The organism is Kordia periserrulae (assembly GCF_003054265.1).
Classification (GTDB): Bacteria; Bacteroidota; Bacteroidia; order Flavobacteriales; family Flavobacteriaceae; genus Kordia; species Kordia periserrulae.
Genome location: NZ_QBKT01000013.1, coordinates 25209 through 49533, shown reverse-complemented (window position 1 = coordinate 49533; position 24325 = coordinate 25209). Strand labels below are relative to the sequence as shown.

The 24325-nt window shown below is 36.7% G+C and carries 22 protein-coding genes and 1 tRNA gene; 9 read left to right on the top strand and 14 right to left on the bottom strand.

Going from position 1 to position 24325, the window contains the following annotated elements; translation table 11 throughout:
* Positions 1-73: 73 nt before the first annotated feature.
* Positions 74-490 carry a hypothetical protein gene (locus tag C8N46_RS19235; protein ID WP_108116741.1) on the top strand — a complete coding sequence of 139 codons (417 nt, stop codon included), beginning with the start codon at positions 74-76 and terminating at the stop codon, positions 488-490.
* A gap of 240 nt (positions 491-730) precedes the next feature.
* On the opposite strand, the gene C8N46_RS19230 is transcribed toward C8N46_RS19235, so the two are convergent.
* From C8N46_RS19230 to C8N46_RS19220, 3 genes are all read right to left on the bottom strand, one after another.
* A tRNA-Met gene (locus tag C8N46_RS19230) sits at positions 731-803 on the bottom strand.
* Between the two features lie 58 nt (positions 804-861).
* On the bottom strand, positions 862-1044 hold the full coding sequence (locus C8N46_RS19225; RefSeq protein ID WP_108116740.1) for a CPXCG motif-containing cysteine-rich protein: 183 nt from the start codon (positions 1042-1044) through the stop codon (positions 862-864).
* Positions 1045-1062: 18 nt separating this feature from the next.
* Positions 1063-2985: an ABC-F family ATP-binding cassette domain-containing protein gene (locus C8N46_RS19220; RefSeq protein ID WP_108116739.1), complete on the bottom strand. Its 1923-nt coding sequence runs from the start codon at positions 2983-2985 to the stop codon at positions 1063-1065.
* An 81-nt stretch (positions 2986-3066) separates the two neighbouring features.
* On the opposite strand from C8N46_RS19220, the gene C8N46_RS19215 reads away from it, so the two are divergent.
* Positions 3067-3459 carry a DUF983 domain-containing protein gene (locus C8N46_RS19215; RefSeq protein ID WP_108116738.1) on the top strand — a complete coding sequence of 131 codons (393 nt, stop codon included), beginning with the start codon at positions 3067-3069 and terminating at the stop codon, positions 3457-3459.
* Here the strand turns inward: C8N46_RS19215 and C8N46_RS19210 are convergent.
* The 11 genes from C8N46_RS19210 to C8N46_RS19160 all read right to left on the bottom strand — a co-directional run bounded on the left by C8N46_RS19210 (position 3456) and on the right by C8N46_RS19160 (position 17278).
* Positions 3456-4517 carry an NAD(P)/FAD-dependent oxidoreductase gene (locus tag C8N46_RS19210; protein WP_108116737.1) on the bottom strand — a complete coding sequence of 354 codons (1062 nt, stop codon included), beginning with the start codon at positions 4515-4517 and terminating at the stop codon, positions 3456-3458. The two genes, C8N46_RS19215 and C8N46_RS19210, sit on opposite strands and share 4 nt — an antisense overlap.
* Before the next feature lie 63 nt (positions 4518-4580).
* Positions 4581-5474, bottom strand: coding sequence for a type IX secretion system ring subunit PorN/GldN (gene porN / locus C8N46_RS19205; RefSeq protein WP_108116789.1), 894 nt, complete (start codon positions 5472-5474; stop codon positions 4581-4583).
* 19 nt (positions 5475-5493) lie between these two features.
* Positions 5494-7062: a type IX secretion system motor protein PorM/GldM gene (gene porM, locus C8N46_RS19200; protein WP_108116736.1), complete on the bottom strand. Its 1569-nt coding sequence runs from the start codon at positions 7060-7062 to the stop codon at positions 5494-5496.
* A gap of 54 nt (positions 7063-7116) precedes the next feature.
* Positions 7117-7749, bottom strand: a complete 633-nt coding sequence (gene porL / locus C8N46_RS19195) for a type IX secretion system motor protein PorL/GldL (protein ID WP_108116735.1) — start codon at positions 7747-7749, stop codon at positions 7117-7119.
* Between the two features lie 81 nt (positions 7750-7830).
* On the bottom strand, positions 7831-9195 hold the full coding sequence (porK, locus tag C8N46_RS19190; protein WP_108116734.1) for a T9SS ring complex lipoprotein PorK/GldK: 1365 nt from the start codon (positions 9193-9195) through the stop codon (positions 7831-7833).
* Positions 9196-9346: 151 nt separating this feature from the next.
* Positions 9347-10516, bottom strand: coding sequence for a formimidoylglutamase (locus tag C8N46_RS19185; protein ID WP_108116733.1), 1170 nt, complete (start codon positions 10514-10516; stop codon positions 9347-9349).
* Positions 10516-12999, bottom strand: coding sequence for a type I DNA topoisomerase (gene topA, locus C8N46_RS19180; protein ID WP_108116732.1), 2484 nt, complete (start codon positions 12997-12999; stop codon positions 10516-10518). Before topA ends, C8N46_RS19185 begins: the two co-directional genes overlap by 1 nt.
* 104 nt (positions 13000-13103) lie before the next feature.
* Complete coding sequence (locus tag C8N46_RS19175; protein WP_108116731.1) at positions 13104-14261, bottom strand: hypothetical protein; 1158 nt, start codon at positions 14259-14261, stop codon at positions 13104-13106.
* Positions 14248-14796 (bottom strand): RNA polymerase sigma factor, encoded by a 549-nt coding sequence (locus tag C8N46_RS19170; RefSeq protein WP_245896966.1) that lies wholly within the window; start codon positions 14794-14796, stop codon positions 14248-14250. Before C8N46_RS19170 ends, C8N46_RS19175 begins: the two co-directional genes overlap by 14 nt.
* Before the next feature lie 41 nt (positions 14797-14837).
* Positions 14838-15896, bottom strand: a complete 1059-nt coding sequence (locus tag C8N46_RS19165; protein WP_146169894.1) for a hypothetical protein — start codon at positions 15894-15896, stop codon at positions 14838-14840.
* Between the two features lie 137 nt (positions 15897-16033).
* Complete coding sequence (locus tag C8N46_RS19160) at positions 16034-17278, bottom strand: LVIVD repeat-containing protein (RefSeq protein ID WP_108116728.1); 1245 nt, start codon at positions 17276-17278, stop codon at positions 16034-16036.
* A 260-nt stretch (positions 17279-17538) separates the two neighbouring features.
* Between C8N46_RS19160 and miaB the strand changes: the two genes are divergently transcribed.
* From miaB to secG, 7 genes are read left to right on the top strand one after another with little or no spacing between them, the layout of a single operon-like run.
* Positions 17539-18984 (top strand): tRNA (N6-isopentenyl adenosine(37)-C2)-methylthiotransferase MiaB, encoded by a 1446-nt coding sequence (gene miaB, locus C8N46_RS19155; protein ID WP_108116727.1) that lies wholly within the window; start codon positions 17539-17541, stop codon positions 18982-18984.
* A 15-nt stretch (positions 18985-18999) separates the two neighbouring features.
* On the top strand, positions 19000-19950 hold the full coding sequence (locus tag C8N46_RS19150; RefSeq protein ID WP_108116726.1) for a hypothetical protein: 951 nt from the start codon (positions 19000-19002) through the stop codon (positions 19948-19950).
* Positions 19951-19967: 17 nt separating this feature from the next.
* The gene (locus C8N46_RS19145; RefSeq protein WP_108116725.1) at positions 19968-20948 is read left to right on the top strand and encodes a hypothetical protein; all 981 of its coding nucleotides are present in this window, start codon (positions 19968-19970) and stop codon (positions 20946-20948) included.
* Between the two features lie 17 nt (positions 20949-20965).
* Positions 20966-22228 carry a sigma-54 interaction domain-containing protein gene (locus C8N46_RS19140; protein ID WP_108116724.1) on the top strand — a complete coding sequence of 421 codons (1263 nt, stop codon included), beginning with the start codon at positions 20966-20968 and terminating at the stop codon, positions 22226-22228.
* Positions 22229-22245: 17 nt separating this feature from the next.
* Positions 22246-22746 carry an LPS assembly lipoprotein LptE gene (gene lptE, locus C8N46_RS19135; protein ID WP_108116788.1) on the top strand — a complete coding sequence of 167 codons (501 nt, stop codon included), beginning with the start codon at positions 22246-22248 and terminating at the stop codon, positions 22744-22746.
* Between the two features lies 1 nt (position 22747).
* Complete coding sequence (locus C8N46_RS19130; protein ID WP_108116723.1) at positions 22748-23824, top strand: hypothetical protein; 1077 nt, start codon at positions 22748-22750, stop codon at positions 23822-23824.
* A 6-nt stretch (positions 23825-23830) separates the two neighbouring features.
* Positions 23831-24178 (top strand): preprotein translocase subunit SecG, encoded by a 348-nt coding sequence (gene secG / locus C8N46_RS19125; protein ID WP_108116722.1) that lies wholly within the window; start codon positions 23831-23833, stop codon positions 24176-24178.
* The last annotated feature ends 147 nt before the right edge of the window (positions 24179-24325 follow it).

Below are 24325 nucleotides of genomic sequence, written 5' to 3'. Positions count from 1 at the left end.
AAAATATAAAATTTTGCACAACTTAAAAGTAAGTAATTGCTTATATTTTACTTATTAACATAAAACGCGCCCTATGCCATATAATGAAAATAATATAAAAGCGAACGTAACATTAAGTCATGGTGTTACTAAAGAGATTATAATATACCGTAATCAGGCATTCATAGATGAAAAAGGATATATCCGATTCTTCTCACTTCATTATGATGATACTATTTTAAACATGAAACTTCTGCCTAGGAATTCCACAAAAAGTGATATCATTAAATTTTGTAGTGATTTTTTAGTGCCATTAGGAATATCGTTTGCTTTCAATAATATTACGAAAAATGGAAATATTATTGTCAATTTGGCATCCTATTTATTTGAAGAGTATGCTGTAAATACAATACAGGATATCCTAGAAGATCTTGATATGGCTGATTATGTTTATTTTGCAATAGACAATGGAGAATTGGTTATCACTCACAATTTGATATTAAACAAATAAATTTCATTTTTGTTTACCGTGATATTATCCTGAAAAACAAAGAGTACTTTCAAGGAAGAACTTATCTCTGCTTCGCTTAATATTTATATGATTCAATATGGTTTATTTTGATTTCAGGTTTTTATACAGGTTGCATATTACATCATTTCGACACAAGTTATTCAACCATTTGTTTTACCTATGTTTTACCCATTAAAACAAAAAAGGCCTCACATTTCTGTGAAGCCTTGTCAACTCTAGTAGCGGGAACTGGACTCGAACCAGTGACCTTCGGGTTATGAGCCCGACGAGCTACCTACTGCTCTATCCCGCGATATTGGACTGCAAATATACAATCATTTTTTATTCTAGCAATGAAATTTTAAACTTTTTTATTGCTCAATGTTTTTTGCGTCAAAAACTGTGATTTCACCATCTTCTGTTTGTGCGTAAATTTCTATCGGATTGCAACAAACTTCACAGTCTTCAATATATTTTTGCTCACGTACCGACGTGTCAATCAACATGGAGATTTCCTCCCAACAGTAAGGACATTGAAAAAAATGTTCGTTCATCCTGCAAAAATACGACTTTTATAATTCAGCTTCCAAAGCTTCCATTTCTTCTTGTATGACTTCCCAATCTTGCATCAACACTTCTAATTCCTTCTTTTTTCCTTGATATGTATCAAAGAAATCAGGTTGCGCAATGGTTTCCTCGTAGTTTACCGCCAATTCCATATCGATGTCTTTTATTTCCTTTTCTAAATCGGAAATGGCACGTTCTACTTTGTTAAGTTTGTTGTTGAGCGATTTTAATTTTTTTTGCGATTCGTACGATTGCTTTGGCGCTTCTTTCTCTTCTGTTTCCTGCTTTACAACCGTTCGTTTTTCTACTTCGCGTAAATCAGACACTTGTCGTTCTTCCAAATAGTAATTGATATCGCCTAAATATTCTTTTAACTTTCGGTCTTTAAATTCATAAACTTTATTGGTCAATCCTTGTAAAAAGTCACGATCATGCGAAACGAGAATGAGCGTTCCTTCAAAGTTTTGCAATGCGGTTTTGAGCACGTTTTTCGATTTAATGTCTAAATGGTTTGTCGGTTCGTCCATCACCAATACATTGAAGGGTTGTAAGAGCATTTTACACAGCGCTAATCGATTTCGTTCGCCTCCAGAAAGTACTTTTACCTTTTTATCCACTTCTTCACCTCTAAAGAGAAAAGCACCTAACATATCACGCACTTTGGGTCGTGTTTTTTCGTCAGCCGCTTCAATCATGGTTTCTTCTACCGTAAGGCTGCCATCTAAATATTCTGCCTGATTTTGCGCGAAATAGCCAATTTGTACGTTATGACCTAATTCCAATCGCCCGTCGTGCGGAATTTCATTAACGATGATTTTCGCTAAGGTAGATTTCCCCTGACCGTTTTGCCCAACAAACGCAATTTTACTACTGCGCTCCACAAACAAATCTACGCTGGAAAGCACCTTTTTTTCACCGTAATTTTTAGAGATGTTTTCACCTTCTATCACCACTTTTCCAGGTTGAATCGAAATAGGAAATTGAATAGACATCACAGCATTGTCATCTTCATCGACTTCAATGCGATCAATGCGTTCGAGTTTTTTGATGAGCGATTGCGCCATAGAAGCTTTGGAAGCTTTTGCGCGAAATTTTTCAATAAGTTTTTCCGTGTGTTGAATCTGCTTTTCCTGATTTTTTTGCGTCGCCAATTGCTGTTCGCGAATTTCTTCACGCAGCACCAAATATTTTGAATAGGGTTTGTTGTAATCGTAGATTCTTCCCAAAGAAATTTCAATTGTTCTGTTGGTGACATTGTCCAAAAACATTTTATCGTGCGATACGATAATAACAACTCCTGGAAAGTTTTTTAGAAATTGCTCCAACCAAATAATCGATTCAATATCCAAGTGGTTCGTCGGCTCATCTAGCAGTAAAATATCGTTTTGTTGCAATAATAATTTTGCCAATTCAATTCGCATGCGCCAACCGCCCGAAAAAGTATCTGTTTTTTTGTCAAAATCTTCACGCTTAAAACCCAATCCTTGCAGCACACGTTCGGTATCGCCTTTGTAATTGTAACCGCCTAAAATTTCATAACGCGCAGTACATTCACTTAAATTCACAATGAGCTCATTGTACGATTCACTGTCGTAATCGGTTCGTTCTGCCAGTTGATGATTGATGCGATCGATTTGCAATTCGAGTTCGCGAATTTCCTCAAAAGCTTCATAACTTTCTTCCAAAACGGTACGTCCTTGCATAAATTCAATATCCTGCTTTAAAAAACCAATGGAAACATCTTTATCTGTGGCAATTTCTCCTTCATCTGGCTCGTTTTCTTTGGCAAGAATTTTTAACAAGGTAGATTTTCCTGCGCCATTTTTCCCTATCAATCCGACACTATCACCCGCGTTAAGTCGAAACGAAATTTCTTTAAAAAGATACTCGCCGCCAAAAGCAACAGCTATGTTGTGAATATTTATCATGTGTGTGACAAAAGTTACCGTTTTTGTAAAATGTATGTCTTACTTTTGCAGCGTAAGACTGTCTGAAAATATATTTTACAAATGTTAAAAAAAGGAACGAAATTAAATAGTATTTTAACGGGAAGTTGCCCAAAATGCCAAAATGAAAGCATGTATCAGGTGAAAAATCCGTATAAACTGAATACTACGCTGAAAATGCACGAAACTTGTTCGCATTGCGGTACACGGTATAAGATTGAACCTTCCTTTTTTTACGGCGCTATGTATGTAAGTTATGGCGTAGGAATTGCTTTTGCTGTCGCTGCTTTTATTATTGCGCGTTATTTTATTGGAATTTCAGATTTATTGACAACATTTTTTATCATCATGGGAACGTTGATTGGGTTTATGCCAATCATTATGCGACTTTCACGAAATATTTGGATTAATTTGTTTATTTCTTACGATAAGGAAAAGGATCCGAAACGGAGTTAATCTGTATTTTTCTCAAAATAATCTTTAAAACGTTCAATATTGACTTCTTCTGGCAATACAGCGCTGTTTTCGATGTGATTGTAGAGTTGTTTGGCTACAGTTGGTGCAATCATCACACCGCGTGTTCCTAAACCGTTTAAAACGGCCAATTGTGAATGTGCTGGATGTATTCCTACTAACGGTCTTCTATCCACAACTGTTGGTCGTATGCCTGCAACTTGGTCTATGATTTCGTAATCGCAATTGATGAGTGTATCGAGTTTTTCTGTTAATTCTTTTTTGGCTTTTTCTGTGGGAAGATTGGTTTTGTCTGTCCAATTATAGGTTGCTCCAATTCGATAGGTGTTGTTTCCTATCGGGATGATAAAAACAGCCGATTTTACAACTTCCTCAACTTTTAAATTGGGTGCTTTGATAGTAAGTAATTCGCCTTTGGTTCCGTTTAATGGTAAGTATGAAAAGTACGGATTTTGCTTGACACCGAAACCTTCACAGAAAACGATATGCCTTGCTTGAAGCTTTCCATAATGTACTTCATTGTTGGTGAATACTATTTTTTCATATTGAAAACGCTCGTTTTGCAAACGATTTTTCGCCGTCAAATAGTTACGATAAGCCTTGAGCAGTTTTTCTGTAAATATTCTGCCTGTTTCGTTTACTTTTCCAAGTGAGAAAGGCGCGTTGATTGATTCGTTGGTATTGTGAATTAATTTGGTATCTAAATAGCGTGTAAGTTTGGGTTTGTCGGCGGCTTCAAACCATAAGTTTTGTTCTTCAACAGCAGCAAAGCGTCGTAATACAGGGAGTTTTTCATCAAATTGTGCGTTGAGTTTTTCTTCTAAAGCTTCGTAAAAAGGCAGCGCGACTTCCAATTGCTCATCAGCATTCCACACCGGTGTAAATCGCTTTAAAACTACGGGATTGTACAATCCGCCAGCCACTGTTGACGATTGCTGAGAGTTGTCTTCAAACACGATAAAACTCTTCCCTGCGGCTTCAAGTTCTTCACAAAAAGCGATACCAGCCAACCCTAATCCGACAATTATATAATCTACCATAGTGCAAAAATAAAAAACGCCCACTAATTAGTGAGCGTTTTCAGTATTGTTATGTTATGAATTTTAGTAATTCCACATGTCTTGTTCTCTTCCTCGAATTTTTTCTTTGATTCGTTGCGATTCTAACAACTGCATGAGTGAATTATCTTTTACGTATTCTCTAACACGCCTATCGCCTTGTACATTTTCTTCTTTGTAAATGATTCCGTTAAATCTTCTTGAGTTTAACAAGTGATCAAACGACAATGGCACAGCCGCATTTCGGTCATTGAAAGCTTTCGCTTCGTGCAAAATTTCACGTGCATCTGGATAGAAAACCCAGAACAATTCAATTAAATCTTGCTGTCCGTCTAAATCTACAAATTGTGCTTCAGGTGATACAGGAGCAATTCCAAGCAAGCGGTATTTTAATTCACCTTGACGCTTGTCAAAATACCAAACACCTTTTACGTGATATGCTTCAATGTCTCCAGCTGTTAGCTCTCTTACTTCAATAAATTCATCAGATAATTTTTCACCTCTGTTTAATTGGTCGATACCTTCTGGTAAGGTATCTACTTTCTTTAAACTTGATTGAATATCATTTAATGTACGAACTTCAGTAAAGTTACCGTCTGCATAAATTTTTTGGATTTTATTAGACTTGATATTCTTCATTAAGACATCGTACAAAGAACGTCTGTCGGCACGCATTCCAACTGTGTCAATTGGATAGTACAAAGGGAAGTTTACTCTTTCATCAAGATCAATAATTTCCCAAGTCGTTGCTGACCAAAGAATATCTCTGTCATCTACATATCCATACGGTAACGGACCATCATTGTCAGCTTTTTTCTGCGCTTCCGTTTTTACACCAATTTCACTAGGATCTTTGGCATTCAATAAATTTGCTTGTGCAAACATTGATCCTGAAACTAGGAATGTACATGCAATCGTAAATAAACTTCTCAAATTCATAACAAATAGTTTAATAATTTTAGTTTGTAATTTCAATAATTACTGGTGATACTTTCTTAATAAGCGGACCATTACTTTTCGCCTTGATATTAAGAATTTGTACCGTTTGTCCTCTTTTTGCTCTATTTAAAGCGTTTTGTGCTCTTGAGTCTAACTTGCTTCCTTGAACAGTAATTGTTGGCTGTCCAGGTACTTTAAAGTCAAATTGTGTTACAGTTAACGGTAAATCGAAATCGAAATCTTCGAAATCAGCTTTTACGGTTCCTTTTGCAACTCCAGATTTAGACATTTTTTGCGATCCAGAAAGTCCTCTAAAGAATCCTGTTGGCGCAGGGATTTCTTTAATTCTAAATGTTTTGCTATCTGTTGAAGATGAACCATCATCAAGTGTAGCTCTAACATTAATAGTTACTTCTCTACCGCCTGCAGTTGGCTTCATATTATATGAACCATTTCCTTTTTTCTGTAATCCAGGTGCTGAAGCAGTTACTTTATTATCAGGAACACCCGCAAATGAAATTGTCATTGGGTTGTCTACTCCACGGTATACTACGTTCATTTTATCAGCAGAAATTGTTGCTGAGTTTGGACGTGGTACTACTACATAGTTTGCTTTGAATTCAATTGGTAATTCCTCCCCTTTTTCAACAAAGGTAAATGTACCCTTTACTTCGTGTTCTCCTACGTTTCCTGTTTTGAATCGTACCAAAGCATTTCCTACTGAGTCTAGTGCGCCTTCTTCTTTTAAAGATATATCGTTTCCGTTTACAGAAAGTTTGATTGGAGATACGTTCGCGTATTTTCCTAATACAACTGTTCCTCTAAATTCTTCGCCTGCAAAAAACGCATTCTTTTCAGGAAGTACAATTGCTTGATAGTTTTTCAATGTAATTGCCTCTTCTAACGAGTTTCCTAAGAATAGGTTGTATAAGTTAGCTTCAGTAGATTTTACATCATTTTGCATTGCTGTAATTTTAGCATACGATGCAACTGCTGGAAAACCTTTAAAATTATAATCTAAATAACCTAGCTTCGCTCCTTCATTTGGTTTTACATCGCTCAAATCAAATCTTTTTTCAAAGTTTTCGATTGCCGTTGTGTATGTTTGGTCATCACCAAGTACACCTCTGATATCGTCTTTATATTTACGAATACGCGCCATAACCGCTTCTCCTTCTTTCGTTAAACGGTCACCTGTAAACCACTTTTCATCTAAGTAGTCACCTTTGTCCATTTTTTCAGCTGGTAATGCACCTTCTTCAGTTCTTTCATATTGACCACCTTCTAAGATATCTTTTTTAATATCTTCAAGATACGCATTGAAATCATCTGAGATTGCTCTGATTCGCTCTGCTTTTTGCGCTGGAATGCTAAATTCCGCTGGTTTTTCGTTTGCTTTTTGCTCTAACCCTTTTAATAAACGGTCGTTAGATTCGTCAGTCAATTCATTGGTGCTGACAAATTTTGAGTTCATAGAATCAAACGCTGATAATACTTCTTTGGTCATCGTCATTGCAATCATTGCGATGAACACCAAGTACATCAGGTTAATCATTTTCTGCCTTGCAGATACTTTTCCTCCTGCCATTTCTAATTAGTTTTTTTGTTAATTTTTGTTGAATTAAATTAGGTAAGTAACTAATTAGCTCTTATTCATTGCAGATAACATTCCACCATATACACCATTTAATGATGATAAGTTCGATGCTAATGATTGCATTTGTTCTTTTAACTTCGCTGCATTTTCTACAGCCTCTTCGTTGATTGCTGCTTGACGGTTAGCACTTTCCATTTGTACTTTGTACAAGCTGTTTAATGATTCCATTTGTGCTGCTGCTAAAGACATTTCTTCACTGTATTTTTTAGTGGATGCAATTGCATCTACAGTTGGAGAAATGCTTTTTGCTGCTCCTTCGAAGTTGCGAATGCTTTCACCCAAGCTGCTCATTAATTCGCTATCAATTCTAGCATCTTTTAATAAGTTGTCTAATTTTTTAGATAACAATCCTTCTGCGTCAGCAGCTTCTTCTTTTTTAGCTTTTGCTTTTGCCGATCCTCCTGCTAATTCAGGGTATACCAACGACCAGTCTAATTCGTCTGTTTGTCTTTCAAATGCTGAATATGTAAATACAAGTGCTTCTACAATCATTCCTAGCGTTAAAATTTCACTACCGTAAGGCCAGTGCTGAATTTTAAATAATGCTCCTACAATTACAATTGCCGCTCCAAGGCCATATACCATGTTCGTTAGCGTGATCTTGCCATTCTTTGCCATAATAATCTAATTTTTAGTTTAGTGTTTAGTTAATAAATTTAAGTGTTGGGTTAACCGTGGTTTATTTAAGTATTACGATAATTAGTTTTTGACTGTTCCGATAACATCTGTTCCCATGTAGCTTTGTACCGTTCTGAAACCGATGTAGCTTCGTGCTGAATCTTTATATTCGAAGTCTCTAGTGCTTACTTGCAAGAAGTATTCAACGTCTTTCCAAGAACCTCCACGAATTACTTTTCGCTTGTTGAGTGTGTCGTTTACGTTTGGACTCATGGTTGACATGTATTCATACGAACTAGGATCATAGGAAGATGCTGTCCATTCTGAAACGTTTCCTGCCATGTTGTATAGGTTGAAATCATTCGGCTCAAACGCATCCGCTTCTACAGTATATAATGCTTGGTCAGCTGCATAGTTTCCTCGTAATGGTTTGAAGTTTGCTAAGAAACAACCTCTGTCGTTCATTGTGTAAGGACCACCCCAAGGATACGTTGCTCCTTCAAGTCCACCTCTTGCAGCGTATTCCCACTCTGCTTCAGATGGCAATCTGAATTTGTTGATTAGGTGACGCTTTCTTTCTTTTCTGTAGATATTCTTTTTTAGTGTTCTCCACTCACAAAATGCTTTTGCTTGTTTCCAAGTAACACCAACTACAGGATAGTCGTTGTATGCATCGTGCCAAAAATAGTCGTTGTGCATTGGCTCGTTGTAAGAGTATTCGAAGTCTCTAATCCAAACTGTAGTATCAGGATAAATTTCTAAGTTTTCTCTTTTGATAAAATCCGTACGCTTTTTCCCTTTGTTTTTTGCAGCACTTTCAATGTCCATCCACGTATATTGAAAACGAACCTTTGTCCAATCAATCGTACGTTGACCATTGTATGATTCTTCTTCAGAGATATACATAGAATCCATTACCTCAGCATAGAACTCGTCAGGAATTTCAGAAAAATCCCATATTAACTCCTCGTCCATATTTAACCTTCTTCCTTCGTAACCTGTTGGTCCCATTCCCGCATAATTCGCATTATAATACTTTTCCCAAGCAGTCATGTCTGTCGTGTCTGCATCTTTAAAAGCATACTTAGCTATTCCGTCTTCGTTGGGATCAGTTTTTCCTTCCTCATCAGCTAAAATTGCCAACTTTGTTCGGATAACAGAATCACGAACCCAGTACACAAATTCTCTGTATTCGCTGTTTGTGATTTCTGTTTCATCCATGTAGAACGATGGAACGGTTACAGTTTTTGTAGGTGCATTTTTTGTTTGAGCAATGTCGTCGTCAGACTTACCCATGATAAATGACCCACCTGGAACTAGCGTCATACCATACGGTTTTTCAGGATGCCATTTTTTTCCTTTGACACCGACTAGTTCACCTCTGTCTTTTGAACCACAGCTATAAAGAAATGCTAAAACGGCTGTTAATACAACAATCTTTTTCATACGGAATTATTGAGGTTAATACGTTTTTTATAGATTTTAAGGGCGTAAACCTATCTATTTATTTTTAAAAAAACAATTTTTTGTTCTAAAAACTAATGGTTTTAAATTGCTTTTTATCAATACAAATTTAAGGTTTTTTTAACACGCTTATTTAATTTATACTTTTTTTATACGCCATCCACCATCTTTCAGGGATTATTTGGTTGCAAGCATTCAAATAATCTTGGTGTGTGCAAGGTAATAACGTATGTCTTTTTAATTTATTATTCAAACTTGAAATAAATGGTATTTCTATCCACCATCTTTCTGTTTTGTTGCTTTTGTAAAAGACCATTTCTTCAACGTCGTTTGGCACAATATATTTTAAATAATCGTCTTTTGAGGTAAATGGATAGTCTTTTACGCGATAATTAACACCTTCTATAAAATACCAAATCATTTGCGCCACCAACATTGCGGTAATTTCTTCGTCTTTGGAGTTTCGGTATTCAAATATACCAAAGGAAGATACTTTGTCACTGATTCCTGCATAGCGACTGATGGCACAGATTTCTTTTCCATCCAAACCATTGGGCGAAGTATTTTGATTTCCGCTAACTTCTGAAGCTTTAACAGCAGACAAGTCAATTCCGACAATATCGGCATCGCGTGTAATTGGTTCTACAATACTAATATCGCTAGAAACTTTTCCTAAACGATACGCATCAAAGAACAATTTTTGCATCAAGTCAATTTCTTCTTGCGCATTGAAATAGGTTTGATACCCAATATTACTGTAGTTGAATAGATTGTGTGGTGCTTCCGTGATGATTTTTCCCATGTACGAATGATTACTCACCGATTGCGTAACAGCACCAAAGTCAAATTTACTGTCTACATTGACAATGTTGACCGTTTGCTCCAAATTATCGTACGAGCGATACATCGCGTACATCAAGTCTTGACTTCCGCCTAAAATGATAGGGATGATATTTTTTTTGAGCAGCGGCTCCATAATGCTTTTGAGCGCCACATAGGTATCATCAACAGTATTTCCTTTTTGAAGATTTCCTAAATCAACAATGTTGTGATTCCAGTTGCCTGGATATAGACTGTAAAAGGCTTTTCGGATTTCGAGTAAGTCTAAGTTTTCACCCAAATAATTGATATCGCTGCGATTTTCCAACACAGCAATGATGGCGAATTTAGCCGTTTCAATTGATTCAGGAATCCCGTTTTTGGACGAATGAATGTCTATTTGATTTCCTAAAGCTTGCTTAGATAACAGTTCATTATGAGCTATTAATAAGTCATTAACAGGCGATAAAAATTCGAACTCCATTATTTTTTAGCTTTTGCTTTTGCCTTTGTTTTTTTCTTTGGAGCTTTTTCCGCTATGATTTTTTGAACTTCTTCCAAGGTTAATTTGGTAGCATCCACTGTTTTTGGAAGCTCAATTTTGGTTTTTCCTTGAATGATATTACTTCTTCCCCAACGCGCTTTTTCAACACGAATACCTTCTGCTTCCCAATTGTGAATGATTTTTTCGCGCTCTTTTTGCTTTTTATCTTCAATTAATTCTTCAATATCTGCTTGCGAGAGATTATCGAAGTCGTATTTTTTATTCACGTTGATAAAGATGCCATTCCATTTTAAGAATGGTCCAAAACGACCAACACCTTTGGTAACATCATGTCCTTCATATTTTCCAATTGGCGCATCCGCTTTTTCGCGTTCGTCAATCAATTCTTTGGCTCTATCCATTTCTACGCTTAGCGGATCTTCTCCTTTGTCTAGCGAAATGAATTTTTTCCCAAATTTCACATACGGACCAAAACGACCATTGTTCACCTCAACAGTTTCTCCTTTGTATTCACCCAAGGTTTTTGGTAATTTGAATAAATCCATCGCTTCTTCATACGTAATGGTATTCAGTTGCTGATCTGGACTTAAACTGGCGAATTTTGGCTTTTCTTCGTCGTCAACCGTTCCAATTTGCACCATGGGCCCGAATCTTCCCAAACGCACACTAACTTGTTTTCCAGTTTCAGGATCAGTTCCTAAGATGCGTTCTCCCGATTCGCGCTCAGCATTTTCTTTGACATCTTCTACTTTTGGATGGAAATCTTTGTAGAAATCTTTCATTATGTCTTTCCATTCTTCATTTCCAGAGGCAATATCGTCAAAGTCTTGCTCAACTTTTGCTGTAAAGTTATAATCGAGAATTGATGAGAAATTTTTCACTAAGAAATCATTCACAATCATTCCAATGTCCGTCGGCACCAACTTTCCTTTGTCTGAACCTACTTTTTCTGTGAGTTGCTTTTCAATGATTTTATCCTTTTTTAAGGTCAGTTGCTCGTATTGTCGTTCTTCACCTTCTACCGTTCCTTTTTCGATATATCCACGATTTTGAATGGTTGAAATGGTTGGCGCATACGTAGATGGTCGCCCAATTCCTAGTTCTTCCAATTGTTTTACCAAAGAAGCTTCTGTGAAACGATAGGGCGGTTTTGTGTAGCGTTGTGTTGCTGTGATGTAATCGTTTGTTACGTTTTCACCCACAAATAATTCTGGCAGCATGCCATCTTGCTCTTCTTCGTCATCATCTTTTCCTTCTAGGTATACTTTTAAGAAACCTTCAAACTTTAACACTTCTCCATTTGCTGTAAAGCGTTCACTGTGTGTATTGGCTTCTATTTTGGCATTGGTACGCTCTAGTTGAGCATCGCTCATTTGTGAAGCCAATGTTCGTTTCCAAATAAGCTCATACAAACGCACTTGATCGTATTCTGCATCTACTGAATGGTTTTCCATGTTTGTAGGACGAATGGCTTCGTGCGCTTCTTGTGCGCCTTTGGCTTTGCTTTTGTAGTTTCTTGGCTGACTGTATTCTTCACCATACGAACGGATGATTTCTTCTTTTGCTGCATTTTTAGCATCATTAGAAAGATTTACACTGTCCGTTCTCATATAAGTAATGTAACCCGCTTCGTATAAACGTTGCGCTAAAGTCATGGTTTTACTTACCGAGAAATATAATTTACGTGAGGCTTCTTGTTGTAGTGTTGATGTGGTAAATGGTGCTGCTGGCGATTTTTTTGCAGGCTTGGTTTCTAAGTTGGCAATTTTGAAATTGGCACCTACATTCTTTGCTAAGAATTTTTTAGCAGCTTCATGTGTTGAGAAGGTTTTGTTCATTTTCGCTTTGAACTTTTTCCCTTCTGAGTTTATGAATTCTGCTGAAATTTTATAGGATGCTTCTGGTGTGAATTCTTGAATACTGCGTTCGCGCTCTACAATTAATCGCACCGAAACCGATTGCACACGTCCGGCAGACAATCCACCTTTTACTTTTCTCCATAATACTGGTGAGAGTTCATACCCTACCAATCTGTCCAAGATTCTTCGTGCTTGTTGTGCGTTTACTAAGTTGTAATCAATCTCTCTTGGATTGTCGATTGCTTTTAGAATTGCCGATTTGGTAATTTCATGAAACACAATTCGTTTTGTGCGTTTTGGATCGAGTTTTAGCGTTTCTGACAAGTGCCATGCAATCGCTTCTCCTTCACGGTCTTCATCACTTGCTAGCCATACAGTTTCTGCTTTTTTTGCTAAATCTTTTAGTTTTTTTACAACTGCTTTTTTATCGCTCGATACAATATATTCAGGTTCAAAATCGCCTTCAACATTCACGCCCAATTCTTTCGAAGGTAAGTCTGCAATGTGTCCAAAACTCGATTCAACTTTGTAATCTTTTCCTAAAAATTTCTCTATCGTTTTTGCTTTTGCGGGTGACTCAACAATTACCAGATTCTTTGCCATATATTATTTTTTCAGAGTACAAAAGTAGTTAGATTTTTAAAAACGGACACATTTTTTTGAGATTCCACCGTTTTTATGGCTGCACATTTTTACTTTTTACACACTTAAAAATCGTATTTGACACCAACGGTAAACGCCCCAAATTGCTTTGCTCCGAGATAGTTTATGTATGGCGAAAATTCATATTTGAACACCAAACCAACTTTTTTATAATGCAGTACTGAAAAAAGTCCATAATTGATTTTACGGTCAAAGAAGTTGATGTTGTTATTGTTGAAAAATTCATTGTTTGGCGAATACAATTCATATCCCACATAACCGCCAGCTTCGACAGCAAACTCACCAAAACCTCTTTTGATTCCTGTGTGAATGTTTAGGCTCAACTCTCCTCTGTTAAAACTGAGCGAATCTTGTTTAAAGCGCAGATTTCTGAATTGCAATGAGCCGCCATACGTATAAAAGTAGTTTTTGTTTAGCTTTTTTTCGCCTGTATAGGATAATTCAAATACATACGAACCTATAAAATTGTAATCGTTCGGTTTTGCAAAACCATTGAAACCAACCATCAAATCCAATTGCTCGTAAATTTTTGTTGGTTTTTTCTTGGTTTGTTTGCTGCGTTTCTTTTGAAGTATTTCTGGAGCGATTAATTCCCACTCATATACTATAACACCTTTAGCGTTTGCATACAACTCCTCTTTTTCACTGAAAAAAGTTGCTGTTGTTTTTGTGTCAAATTGTGATGTGCTTAATGAACGATTCGCCGTTGCCGTTTCTTTTGCTGTGTTATTTTTTTCAGTTAATCGCGAATGATGCGCAGTCTGAGTTGAAGCCAATCCATTTTTTTCACCATGAAAATTGTTAGTAGTTACGTGTTGATTTGGAGTTGTTTCTGATGTTTTATCAGTTGAATCCTGCTCATCTCTGCTGGCATCATCTACGATTGTTGCATTTGAAGTTAAACTCGAAATTGAACTTGAATCTTTTATTGTTGTTGCGTTATGATTTGTAAGAGTTGCTTTTGTTTGTTGGGCATTTTTGTTTGAAACAGAAGTTTCTGTTGCGTCCGTCATCGAACTTACGCCAATAAAAATTCCGAAAGAACAAATAAGCAATAGCAACACTATATATAGGAACGCTTTTTTACGTTTTTTTTGTGCCATTTGTTGCTGCACCGCATTCCAGCCATCTTTGGAAGGCGTTTCCGTACGGTCCGAAAGTGCTTTTTTAGCAAGCTCGTCTATGTAATCAAAATCTTCCATGTGCTTTTTTTAGGGTTTGCAATTGTTCTTTTAGTAGTTTTCGCGCTCTAAACAAACGTGTTTTTGAGGTTGCTTCAGGAATGTTTAACAACTCCGAAATTTCTGTATGCGAATACCCTTCTACCGCATATAAATTGAACACCAACTTGAATTCCAGTGGAAGCTGCATTACTAGTCGCTGAATTTCTGAAACTTCTTCTACAGGTTTTTGATAGGTTTTTTGTTGCTCTAAAATAATGTCACTCTGCGAAGCAATGAGAAATTTTTTCTTTCGCAGATACGACAGACTTTCCCGAATCATGATTTTGCGAATCCAACCTTCAAAGCTTCCTTCATTTTTGTATTTTTTGATATTGAAAAACACTTTCACAAAACCGTTATTCATGGCTTCTTCCGCCATGGTTTTATCGGAAATAAAGTTTTGACACGCCGCTAACATTTTGGGCGCAAAAGCATCGTACACTGCTTTTTGAGCCAACTCATCACCTTTGATTAAAGCTTTTATGTTATATGTTGTAGCGTTTGTGTGTTTCAAAAATGGTTGCCCAATTTGGTTGTTTTGTATTTGAATTGTTTTTAACAAGTTGTCGAAATAATCGTGATTGGAATGATAAAAAATTCATTGGCAACTCCGTAATTCACTCGCACATAAATCGTTTGCTCTTGCATGATGTTTTGATACGATGTTTGCGAAAGCGGATTTGTTTCCACATCAGCATCTAATTGCGTTTCGTAGAATGCAATGCTATCGTCATCGGTTAATTCGGCTAAATCTTCAATTTGTAAAATACAAGGTATGTAATTTTCAAACACAAATTCTGAAATTCCCGAACCGTCAATTCCTTCACATTCCTCAAAAATGAGTTGTGTACAATAGTTGCCATCACACTCTTTGGTAAGTGTATAACTGATACCGTTGTTTTCAAAAATCATGGTTTCACTGGTAAAACTGATGACTTTCCAATCGAAATTCCAATCGTCAGCCGTTATTCCTTCTGCTTCAAAGGTAATGTTTGTGTGCAGTTCGTCTTCAATAAAATACACAATCCATGTTCCTTCTTGCAGTTCGCCATTGTTGTAAAATTTAAACGTTCCGTCTTCAGCCACATCAAACACGGCGTTTTCATACATATCTTCCGTTTCTTCATCGTGACTTACAATCCACACGCATTCTTGCAATAGTAAACTGCATTGTCCCGCCAATTCTTCTTGCTGTGCTTCTATACAATCGTCAATCGCTAGTTTAAGTTCGTCTTTGTTTTGAATGAGGAATTCTTCACCGCTTTCTAAGACACTTTGTATAGGAAAATTGATTCCGATACTATTGCCATCTGAAATATTCTCCAAAATAAAACTAAAGTTTTCATCGCTAGATACTGTATACTGATTCACTACCATTAAATCGGCATCAAACTCCAACATGGTAAACGCGTAGAGAAATTTGATACAAGTGATTTCATCCTCGTCTTCGGTTTCAGCTACACGTTCAATCAAACTAAATAATTCTGATTCTTTTTGAATGATGTTTTCAAGAGAAACTGTTCCTATTTCTTCATTGTCGTCTAAATCGGAACACGAAAAAATTAGCATTCCGACAATAGACAAAAAAGTTATTTTTAAAAGTTGCTTTTTCATATAGGGTTTTGTTAATGTTTTTGCTTTCTATTAGTATAGACGCATTTATTTTTTAAAAGGTTCCCGAAAAAAACGAAAAAGCCCATTTTCCTAAAAAAAACAGGCTTCTTCTAAAATGAAAGTTGTTGTAATGGTAATTATTGAACTGTAAACTCACTTATGAGCTCAATTCCTGTTGCTGTGTAATTGTATTGTGAAAGCGTGTTTCCGCCAATAAGCAAGAGTTTGTCCTGCATCGGAATGACATCGTACGCATCATTCGCATTAAAGTTTTGCAATAATTGTAAGTTTGAAATATCGGTTTTGTCGTACACTTTTAATCCAGAAGCGCCATCACAGATAAAGAGTTTTTCATTGTGGATTCCCAAACCATACGGTTCGTCCATAATATAAGTTTCTTCCAATTGTGGATTGTAAATGTCAGAGATATTGATGATTTCTAAGCGACTTTCTAGCATTTGCAGTTCACCATCCATGCAACTTCCTCCCGTGCGAAGTGTTACATACGCATAATCGCCATCTACAACGACAGGATCGCAGAATTTCATGTGATCATAGCTAGATATAAATGTTGGTGAGCTTGGCTGTGAAATGTCGTAAATATACATACCCGTGCGCGTTCCAATGAATAGTTTGTTGTCTTGATAGAAAATAGTTTCCGATTCCCATGTCACGTATTCTTCCTTGACTTTTACAGGCGTTTCCAAATTTTGAATATCAAACACATTGATTTTATTTATATCAACCGCATATAAATATTGGTCTACAATTTTAAAACGTGCCAAAGAGCCACCTGAACCTGTATTTCCGCCGCCGTCATTTGCTGCTTCTGCTCCCGTAGTATAATAAATATCTTCTTGAATTTCTCTTCGTTCAACGGCAATGTCCCAACCCACAATAATATCTTCTTCATAATTGTATCCTTCCCAATTAAAATAATCTGCATTTTCAGGATAATCAATCGTTTGGTAATTTTCCAATACGTTTTGTACATGTCCCACAAACTCAATGCTATTGACCTGACTTATGTCAAAAACCACCAAATCTCTTCCACTATCAGCATATAAATAATTGTCTTTGATAGAAACGTCTCTATTTAACGGAATTTTCAAAAAGTTGACAATGGTTGGCTGCAACGGATTCCGATTGTCAATGACATGTACACCCTTGTCAACATCATTGATAAATATATATTGATTGTATGCGTAAATTTTTCCCGATTGCACAATGCTTTTGGGCGATTGCACTTCGATAGACGAACGTAATTCGGCAGAGGTTACGGTAATTGGTGTTGCTACGCTGACATATTCATAGTCTTTATCATTCGAACAAGACAAAAATAAACATGTTGCAATGAGTAGAAATACGCGATTGATTTTCATGAAGTGCAGTTGTTAGTTGGTTGATTTACACCGTAGATACCAATACCTCCAAAAGGTTGCGTTGAAAAAACAGGTATTTAACATGTCATTATGTCACTATGATGGAAATAATCCTATCTTTGTACCCTATTTGAATCAATTACTTCGGGGGAAAGTTCACGAAGTATTCAGTAGAAACTATTAAAACACTACGACGCAAACGTCGGAACATTATAAATCTCGATTATCGAGTAAAAATTCAAGTTACAGAATATAGTACAATGGAGAAGATTATTGACGAAAGCAAACAAGGAGAAAGTATTGTTTTAGCACAAAATCCGAAGAATACACGAAAATTATATATTGAAAGCTATGGCTGTCAGATGAACTTTTCTGACAGCGAAATTGTGGCGTCTATTTTGGCAAAAGAAGGATTTAATACCACCAATCGCTTGGAAGAAGCGGATTTGGTGTTGGTAAATACCTGTTCTATTCGCGATAAAGCGGAACAAACTGTCCGCAAGCGTTTGGAAAAATACAATGCGGTAAAGAAAAACAATCCGACGATGAAAGTAGGCGTGTTGGGCTGTATGGCAGAACGTTTGAAAAGTAAGTTTTTGGAAGAAGAAAAAATTGTAGACATGGTTGTAGGACCAGATGCTTACAAGGACTTGCCAAATTTAGTACAAGAAATTGACGAAGGTCGCAATGCGGTGAATGTCATTCTTTCCAAAGAAGAAACCTATGGAGATATTTCGCCTGTACGTTTAAATTCGAACGGAATCAACGCGCTGGTTTCTATTACTAGAGGCTGTGACAATATGTGTACGTTTTGCGTAGTGCCGTTTACACGTGGACGCGAACGCAGTCGTGATCCGCAATCCATCTTAGAAGAAATTCAAGAATTGGTAGATAAAAACTACAAAGAAGTCACCTTGCTTGGGCAAAATGTAGATAGTTATTTGTGGTACGGCGGCGGCTTGAAAAAAGATTTTAGCAAAGCTTCTGAAATGCAAAAAGCAACGGCGGTCGATTTTGCCAAATTGCTGGATATGGTCGCAACGAGATTTCCAAAACTACGTTTGCGTTTCTCTACGTCCAATCCGCAAGACATGCACGAAAATGTATTACTTGTGATGGCAAAACATAAAAATATCTGTAACTATATTCACTTACCTGTACAAAGCGGAAGCGACCGTATTTTAAAAGAAATGAACCGTTTGCATACGCGCGAAGAATATTTCCGACTCATCGATAAAATTCGTGAAATCATTCCTGAATGCGGAATTTCACAAGACATGATTGCTGGTTTTCCAACAGAAACTGAAGAAGACCATCAAGATACATTATCCTTAATGCGCTATGTAAAATACGATTTCGGATACATGTTTGCCTATTCGGAACGACCTGGAACCATGGCAGCACGAAAAATGGAAGATGACGTACCAGAACCTGTAAAAAAGCGCCGATTGGCAGAAATCATCGCGTTACAACAAGAACACAGTGCGTACAGAACCAAAGCGCAAGTTGGAAAAATAAAAGAAGTATTGATTGAAGGAACTTCCAAAAAATCAGACGCGCATTGGAAAGGAAGAACTTCCGAAAATACCGTAGCCGTATTTCCAAAAGAAAATTACAAACCGGGTGATTTTGTCAATGTAAAAATCATCGATTGTACTTCAGCAACCTTACTTGGGGAAGCGGTTGGACTTTCAGATAATAATTAATCAAAAAAGCATATTATGAAAAAAATACTGTCAATCACCACAATTATACTCGCTTTTTGCTGTTTTTCTTGCGATAATGAATTGCTAGACCCAACAATTGTCATTCAAGAACCTGCAAGCAACGGTGGAAATAATGGCGGTGGCGGTAACGGAAACGGTGGCGGAAATAATGGTGGCAATAACGGTACTACATTATCAACATATTCGCTTGATACAACTTCAAATGTGCCATTTTTTGGAGAAATTATTGTAAACTCTGATTTCATCATTAACAATGGAATTGTAGTCTCTGCCAATATTGAAACAACTGCATTAGGATTTACTGACACAGGAACAAGTTTAATTACTAGAGATACAAATGGGCAAATCATTCAAGTAGAAGCTATGAGTGGTGGAAATGTCACCAACAGAACCATTGTTACCTATACTGGCAACAATATCACGCAAATAGCTTTTGAAGATTTTGACGATAGCTCTGAAAATTACACCTATACATTCGCATACAACGGAAATACTGTTACTCGAACCAATGCAGCCGCAGGTGAATCTGCGGTATTTACGTTTGATTCCAATAGCCGATTGATTTCATTCGAATCGTTCTCTGGAACTACTAGCACACAGCTTGAAGTATTAACGTATGCAAGTGGAAATTGTATAGGTTCAGATATTTCTGGAGGTACTAACGTTACCAATACATTTTTGTTTGATACTTTCACAAATCCCTTAAAAACAGTCTTTAACGACCAAATTTTATTTGCAATTTTTGACCAAGACAATGATGCCGAAATCGGTTCCTATTTAGCCACTTTCTATTCCGCAAACAATTGGATTAGTTTACAATCTACTGATGGAACTGTGGATTTCAACGTAATGTACAATGCGAATAACGACATCACAAGTAGAGACAGTATAATTGACCTTGGTGATGGCGTAGATATTACACAATCGGAAGCATTTCAATATTAAAATCATCAAATAATTACATGAAAAAAACATTGTCATACCTTTTGCTTTCGCTATTGCTCGTTTGTATTTCGTGCGATAATGAACCGTATGATGGTGAAATTATCATTGAACAACCTGCTACTGGCAATCCTACGACAGACCCAGAACCCGATCCGGATCCTGTAGACCCTGATCCTGTGCCTATTACTTCAACGCAGCTTGCAGATTATGATTATATAAAAACATTCTCATCTGCAGGAGATGATACTACGTTTATCACGGATTTTGTTATTAATTTAAACAATCAATTCTTAGCGCAAAACACCACATTTACCTTTTTAGGAATTACCGTAAATGGCGTGAGTACTATTCTTCGTGATGAATTTAGCAGAGTGACGCAAGTAAACACGTCTGTAGATGGTGTACTCGTCAACAGAACTTCCATTAACTACAATCTTGATAAAATAACCGAAATCAGCTATGAAGATTTAGAAGATACTTCTGAAAACTTCATTTTCTCTTACACACACGGAAACAACGAAATAACACGTGTACGAGAAGGAACCAATCGTTCTACCAAATTCACTTTTGATGCTACTACGAGCAAATTAGTATTGAGAGAAACCATGGAAAATGGAACGATTATTAAAACAGAAAACATTTCGTACGATAGTGCTGGAAATATCACGTCTATTGTAATTACAGGACAAGATGCAAATACCTATACGTATGCGCATGACAATAACACAAATCCGCTACTCAACTCGCTAAATGATTTGTATGTATTCTCTATCTTAAATGATGAATACGACGATCAATACGAGCATTGGCAAGCGATGATTTACAGTCCTAATAATGTCACAAGTGTTACGACGCAGCAAGGAAGCTCTAATTTGGACATTCAATACGATGCAAGTAATAGAATTATCACGCGAAACGGAACCATTTTTACTTCCGTTCCAACAGTTTCTAGTGACGTTACCATTACCATTGACGAAACATTTGAATATATAAACTAAAAAACTACCACAACTACATGGAATCCATACAAGCGATCAAACAACGTTTCGGAATCATTGGAAACAATGCTGCACTCAATCGCGCCATCGAAAAAGCCATACAAGTAGCGCCAACCGATATTTCTGTATTGGTGACGGGTGAAAGTGGTGTTGGTAAAGAAAGTATTCCAAAAATTATACATTCACTTTCACACAGAAAACACGGAAAATACATTGCCGTAAACTGCGGTGCCATTCCCGAAGGTACGATTGACAGTGAATTATTTGGTCATGAAAAAGGCGCTTTTACTGGAGCTACGCAAACCCGAAACGGTTATTTTGAAGTAGCCGATAACGGAACTATTTTTTTGGATGAAGTGGGAGAATTGCCACTAACAACCCAAGTACGCTTGCTACGTGTGTTGGAAAATGGCGAATTCATCAAAGTAGGTTCATCCAAAGTACAAAAAACAAACGTGCGTATTGTAGCAGCGACGAATGTGAACATGTTTGAAGCCATCAAAAAAGGAAAATTTAGAGAAGATTTATACTATCGTTTAAGTACGGTTGAAATTCACCTTCCGCCGTTGCGTGCGCGAAAAGACGACATTCATCTCCTATTCCGAAAATTTGCGTCCGACTTTGCCATGAAGTATAAAATGCCTTCTATTCGTTTAAATGAAGAAGCTACCGAAATGTTGGTAAAATATCGCTGGAGCGGAAATATTCGTCAGTTGCGAAATGTAGCTGAACAAATTTCTGTATTGGAAGAAAACAGAACCGTTACGGCTGAAAAATTACGTCAGTATTTACCGAACAACACAGGAAATCTGCCTGCGGTTATTGAGAAAGAAAAAAGCGATAGCGATTTTAGTTCGGAACGTGAAATTTTGTACAAAGTGCTTTTTGATATGAAAAGTGACTTAAACGACCTCAAAAAACTTACCATGGAACTCATGCAACATGGCGTTTCACAAAAAGTAAAAGACGAAAACGAAAGTTTGATTCAAAAAATATATGGTGACGATGAAACGGAAGAATTTTTCCATGAGGAAGAAGAAACGACTCCGCCAGTAAAATTATTATCCATTCCTCCTGAAGTCAGCGTTATGAACGAAGAAGACAAATATCATTTTGCCGAAGATGTGGAAGAAGAAGAAACACTTTCGCTGCACGACAAAGAATTGGAACTCATCAAAAAAGCACTAGAACGCAACAAAGGAAAACGAAAAGCAGCAGCCAAAGAATTAGGAATCTCTGAACGTACGCTCTATCGAAAAATCAAACAATTTGATTTATAATGTCAAAAAATAAACACATGAAAAAGATACACATCATCACAACACTTGTTATTGCAGCAGTCATCGCAGCTTGTGGAAAATATAACTTTACAGGAACAGGTGACTTGAATGCAAGTACATACCAAGTCAACTTTTTCCAAAACAACGCGCCTATCATTGAGCCTGGACTTGATAGAGATTTTACGTTAGCTTTACAGGATTTTATTCTAAACCAAACAAGTTTGGATTTGGTAAGAGCCAATGGCGATTTAACCTATGAAGGCGAAATTGTGGAATATCGCGTATCACCAATGACCGCAACAGCTAACAATACAGCAGCACAAAACCGATTGACGATAGGCGTACAAGTTCGTTTTACGCACAAAAACAGACCGGAAGACGACTTTGATAGACGATTTTCGTTCTTTTACGACTATCCTGCGAGTACGCAATTGCCTGCCATAAAAAGTACGGCGCATCAAGAAATTTTTGACCGTATCACATTAGATATTTTCAACGCAAGTTTGGCAAATTGGTAATATGAACATTTCTGATTTTACATACATCCTTCAAAATCCTGTGCATATCAACGCGGCACAAACGGAAGCTATTGCAGCCATTGCAAAGCAGTTTCCGTACTTTCAAGCAGCGCGCGTAGTACATTTAAAAGGACTAAAAAATCAAGATAGTTTTCAATACAACCAACACCTAAAAATCACCGCAGCATATACGACCGACCGCAGTATTTTGTTTGATTTTATTACTTCTAATACTTTTGAGCAGCACGAAATTTCGAGCACCATCAAGGAAACGCACAACAATATCAATGATATTGACGTCACTGCGGAAGAAGTTGTGGTAAATCAGCATCTTCTTATGGAAGAAGCCATTAAGACAAAAATTCAAGAAGCAGATGCCATTCTCGATCCAGAGTTATTTCAACCTAAGGAAATTAAAGTTGAACCTGAACTTGAATCTGAACCTGAACTTGAAGTTGAAGTTGAAACTAAAACGGTAACAGCTACGGAAACTGAAACTCCAGTTGAAACAGACACGAAAAAATCGAAAAAGAAGCGAAAAAAGGACAAGAAGAAAAAGAAAAAAGAAAAAGCCGCTAAAAAAGTAACTTCAACTTCCGAAGCTCCTGAAGAAACCTTACAATTAGGAAAACCGTTATCGTTCAATAAAAGTGAAAAACATTCGTTTGCAGAATGGCTTCAACTAACAAACTTCCAACCAATTGATCGCTCTGACGAACGTCCAAAAATCATTACTAGCGAAGAAGAAACAGCGCCAAAAGAAGTTACAAAATCTGAAAAAGCAGCACCAAACGAAGCAGAAAAACAAAAAAGATTTGCGCTGATAGACAAGTTTATAGGCAAAAATCCGAAGATTACACCCAAGCCAACACTTGAAAAAACCATCAATTTAGCAAGTGATGCCAGCGTAGATCAATCGGTACTGATGACGGAAACGTTGGCGAAAGTATATCTGGAACAAAAAAAATATAAAAAAGCAATCAAAGCTTATGACATTTTAATTTTGAAATATCCAGAAAAAAGTGGTTTCTTTGCAGACCAAATTCGAGCAATAAAAAAATTACAACAAAATAATTAGTAAACAATGAGTTCAACTTATTACGTATTTATAGTATTAATCCTTATTGTAGCATTCTTATTAATGCTGGTAATAATGGTGCAGAATCCAAAAGGTGGAGGATTATCATCTACTTTTGGCGGCGGTGGAAATCAGCAAATTGGTGGTGTACAAAAAACAACTGACTTTTTAGATAAAAGTACATGGGCGTTAGGAACTATCTTAATTGCGTTAATCTTAATTACAAACTTTACCAACTTGAGTGCAAACGATAGACAGTCGAAACTTGCAAACAAAGAAGTTCAGCAAACAGAGCAGCCTGCAACTAATGATACCAATACAACAAACGACACTACAAACGGACAAGGAAAATAATTTCTTTGTCGTTTTTTAGCATAAAAAAATGCCAGCTTGTCTTATACAAGTTGGCATTTTTTGTTTCAGCTTGTCACTATGTCAGCATTCGTACAATGGCATAATTTCTGTCTAATTGATACGTGTAAATAATCAAACAATTAAAAA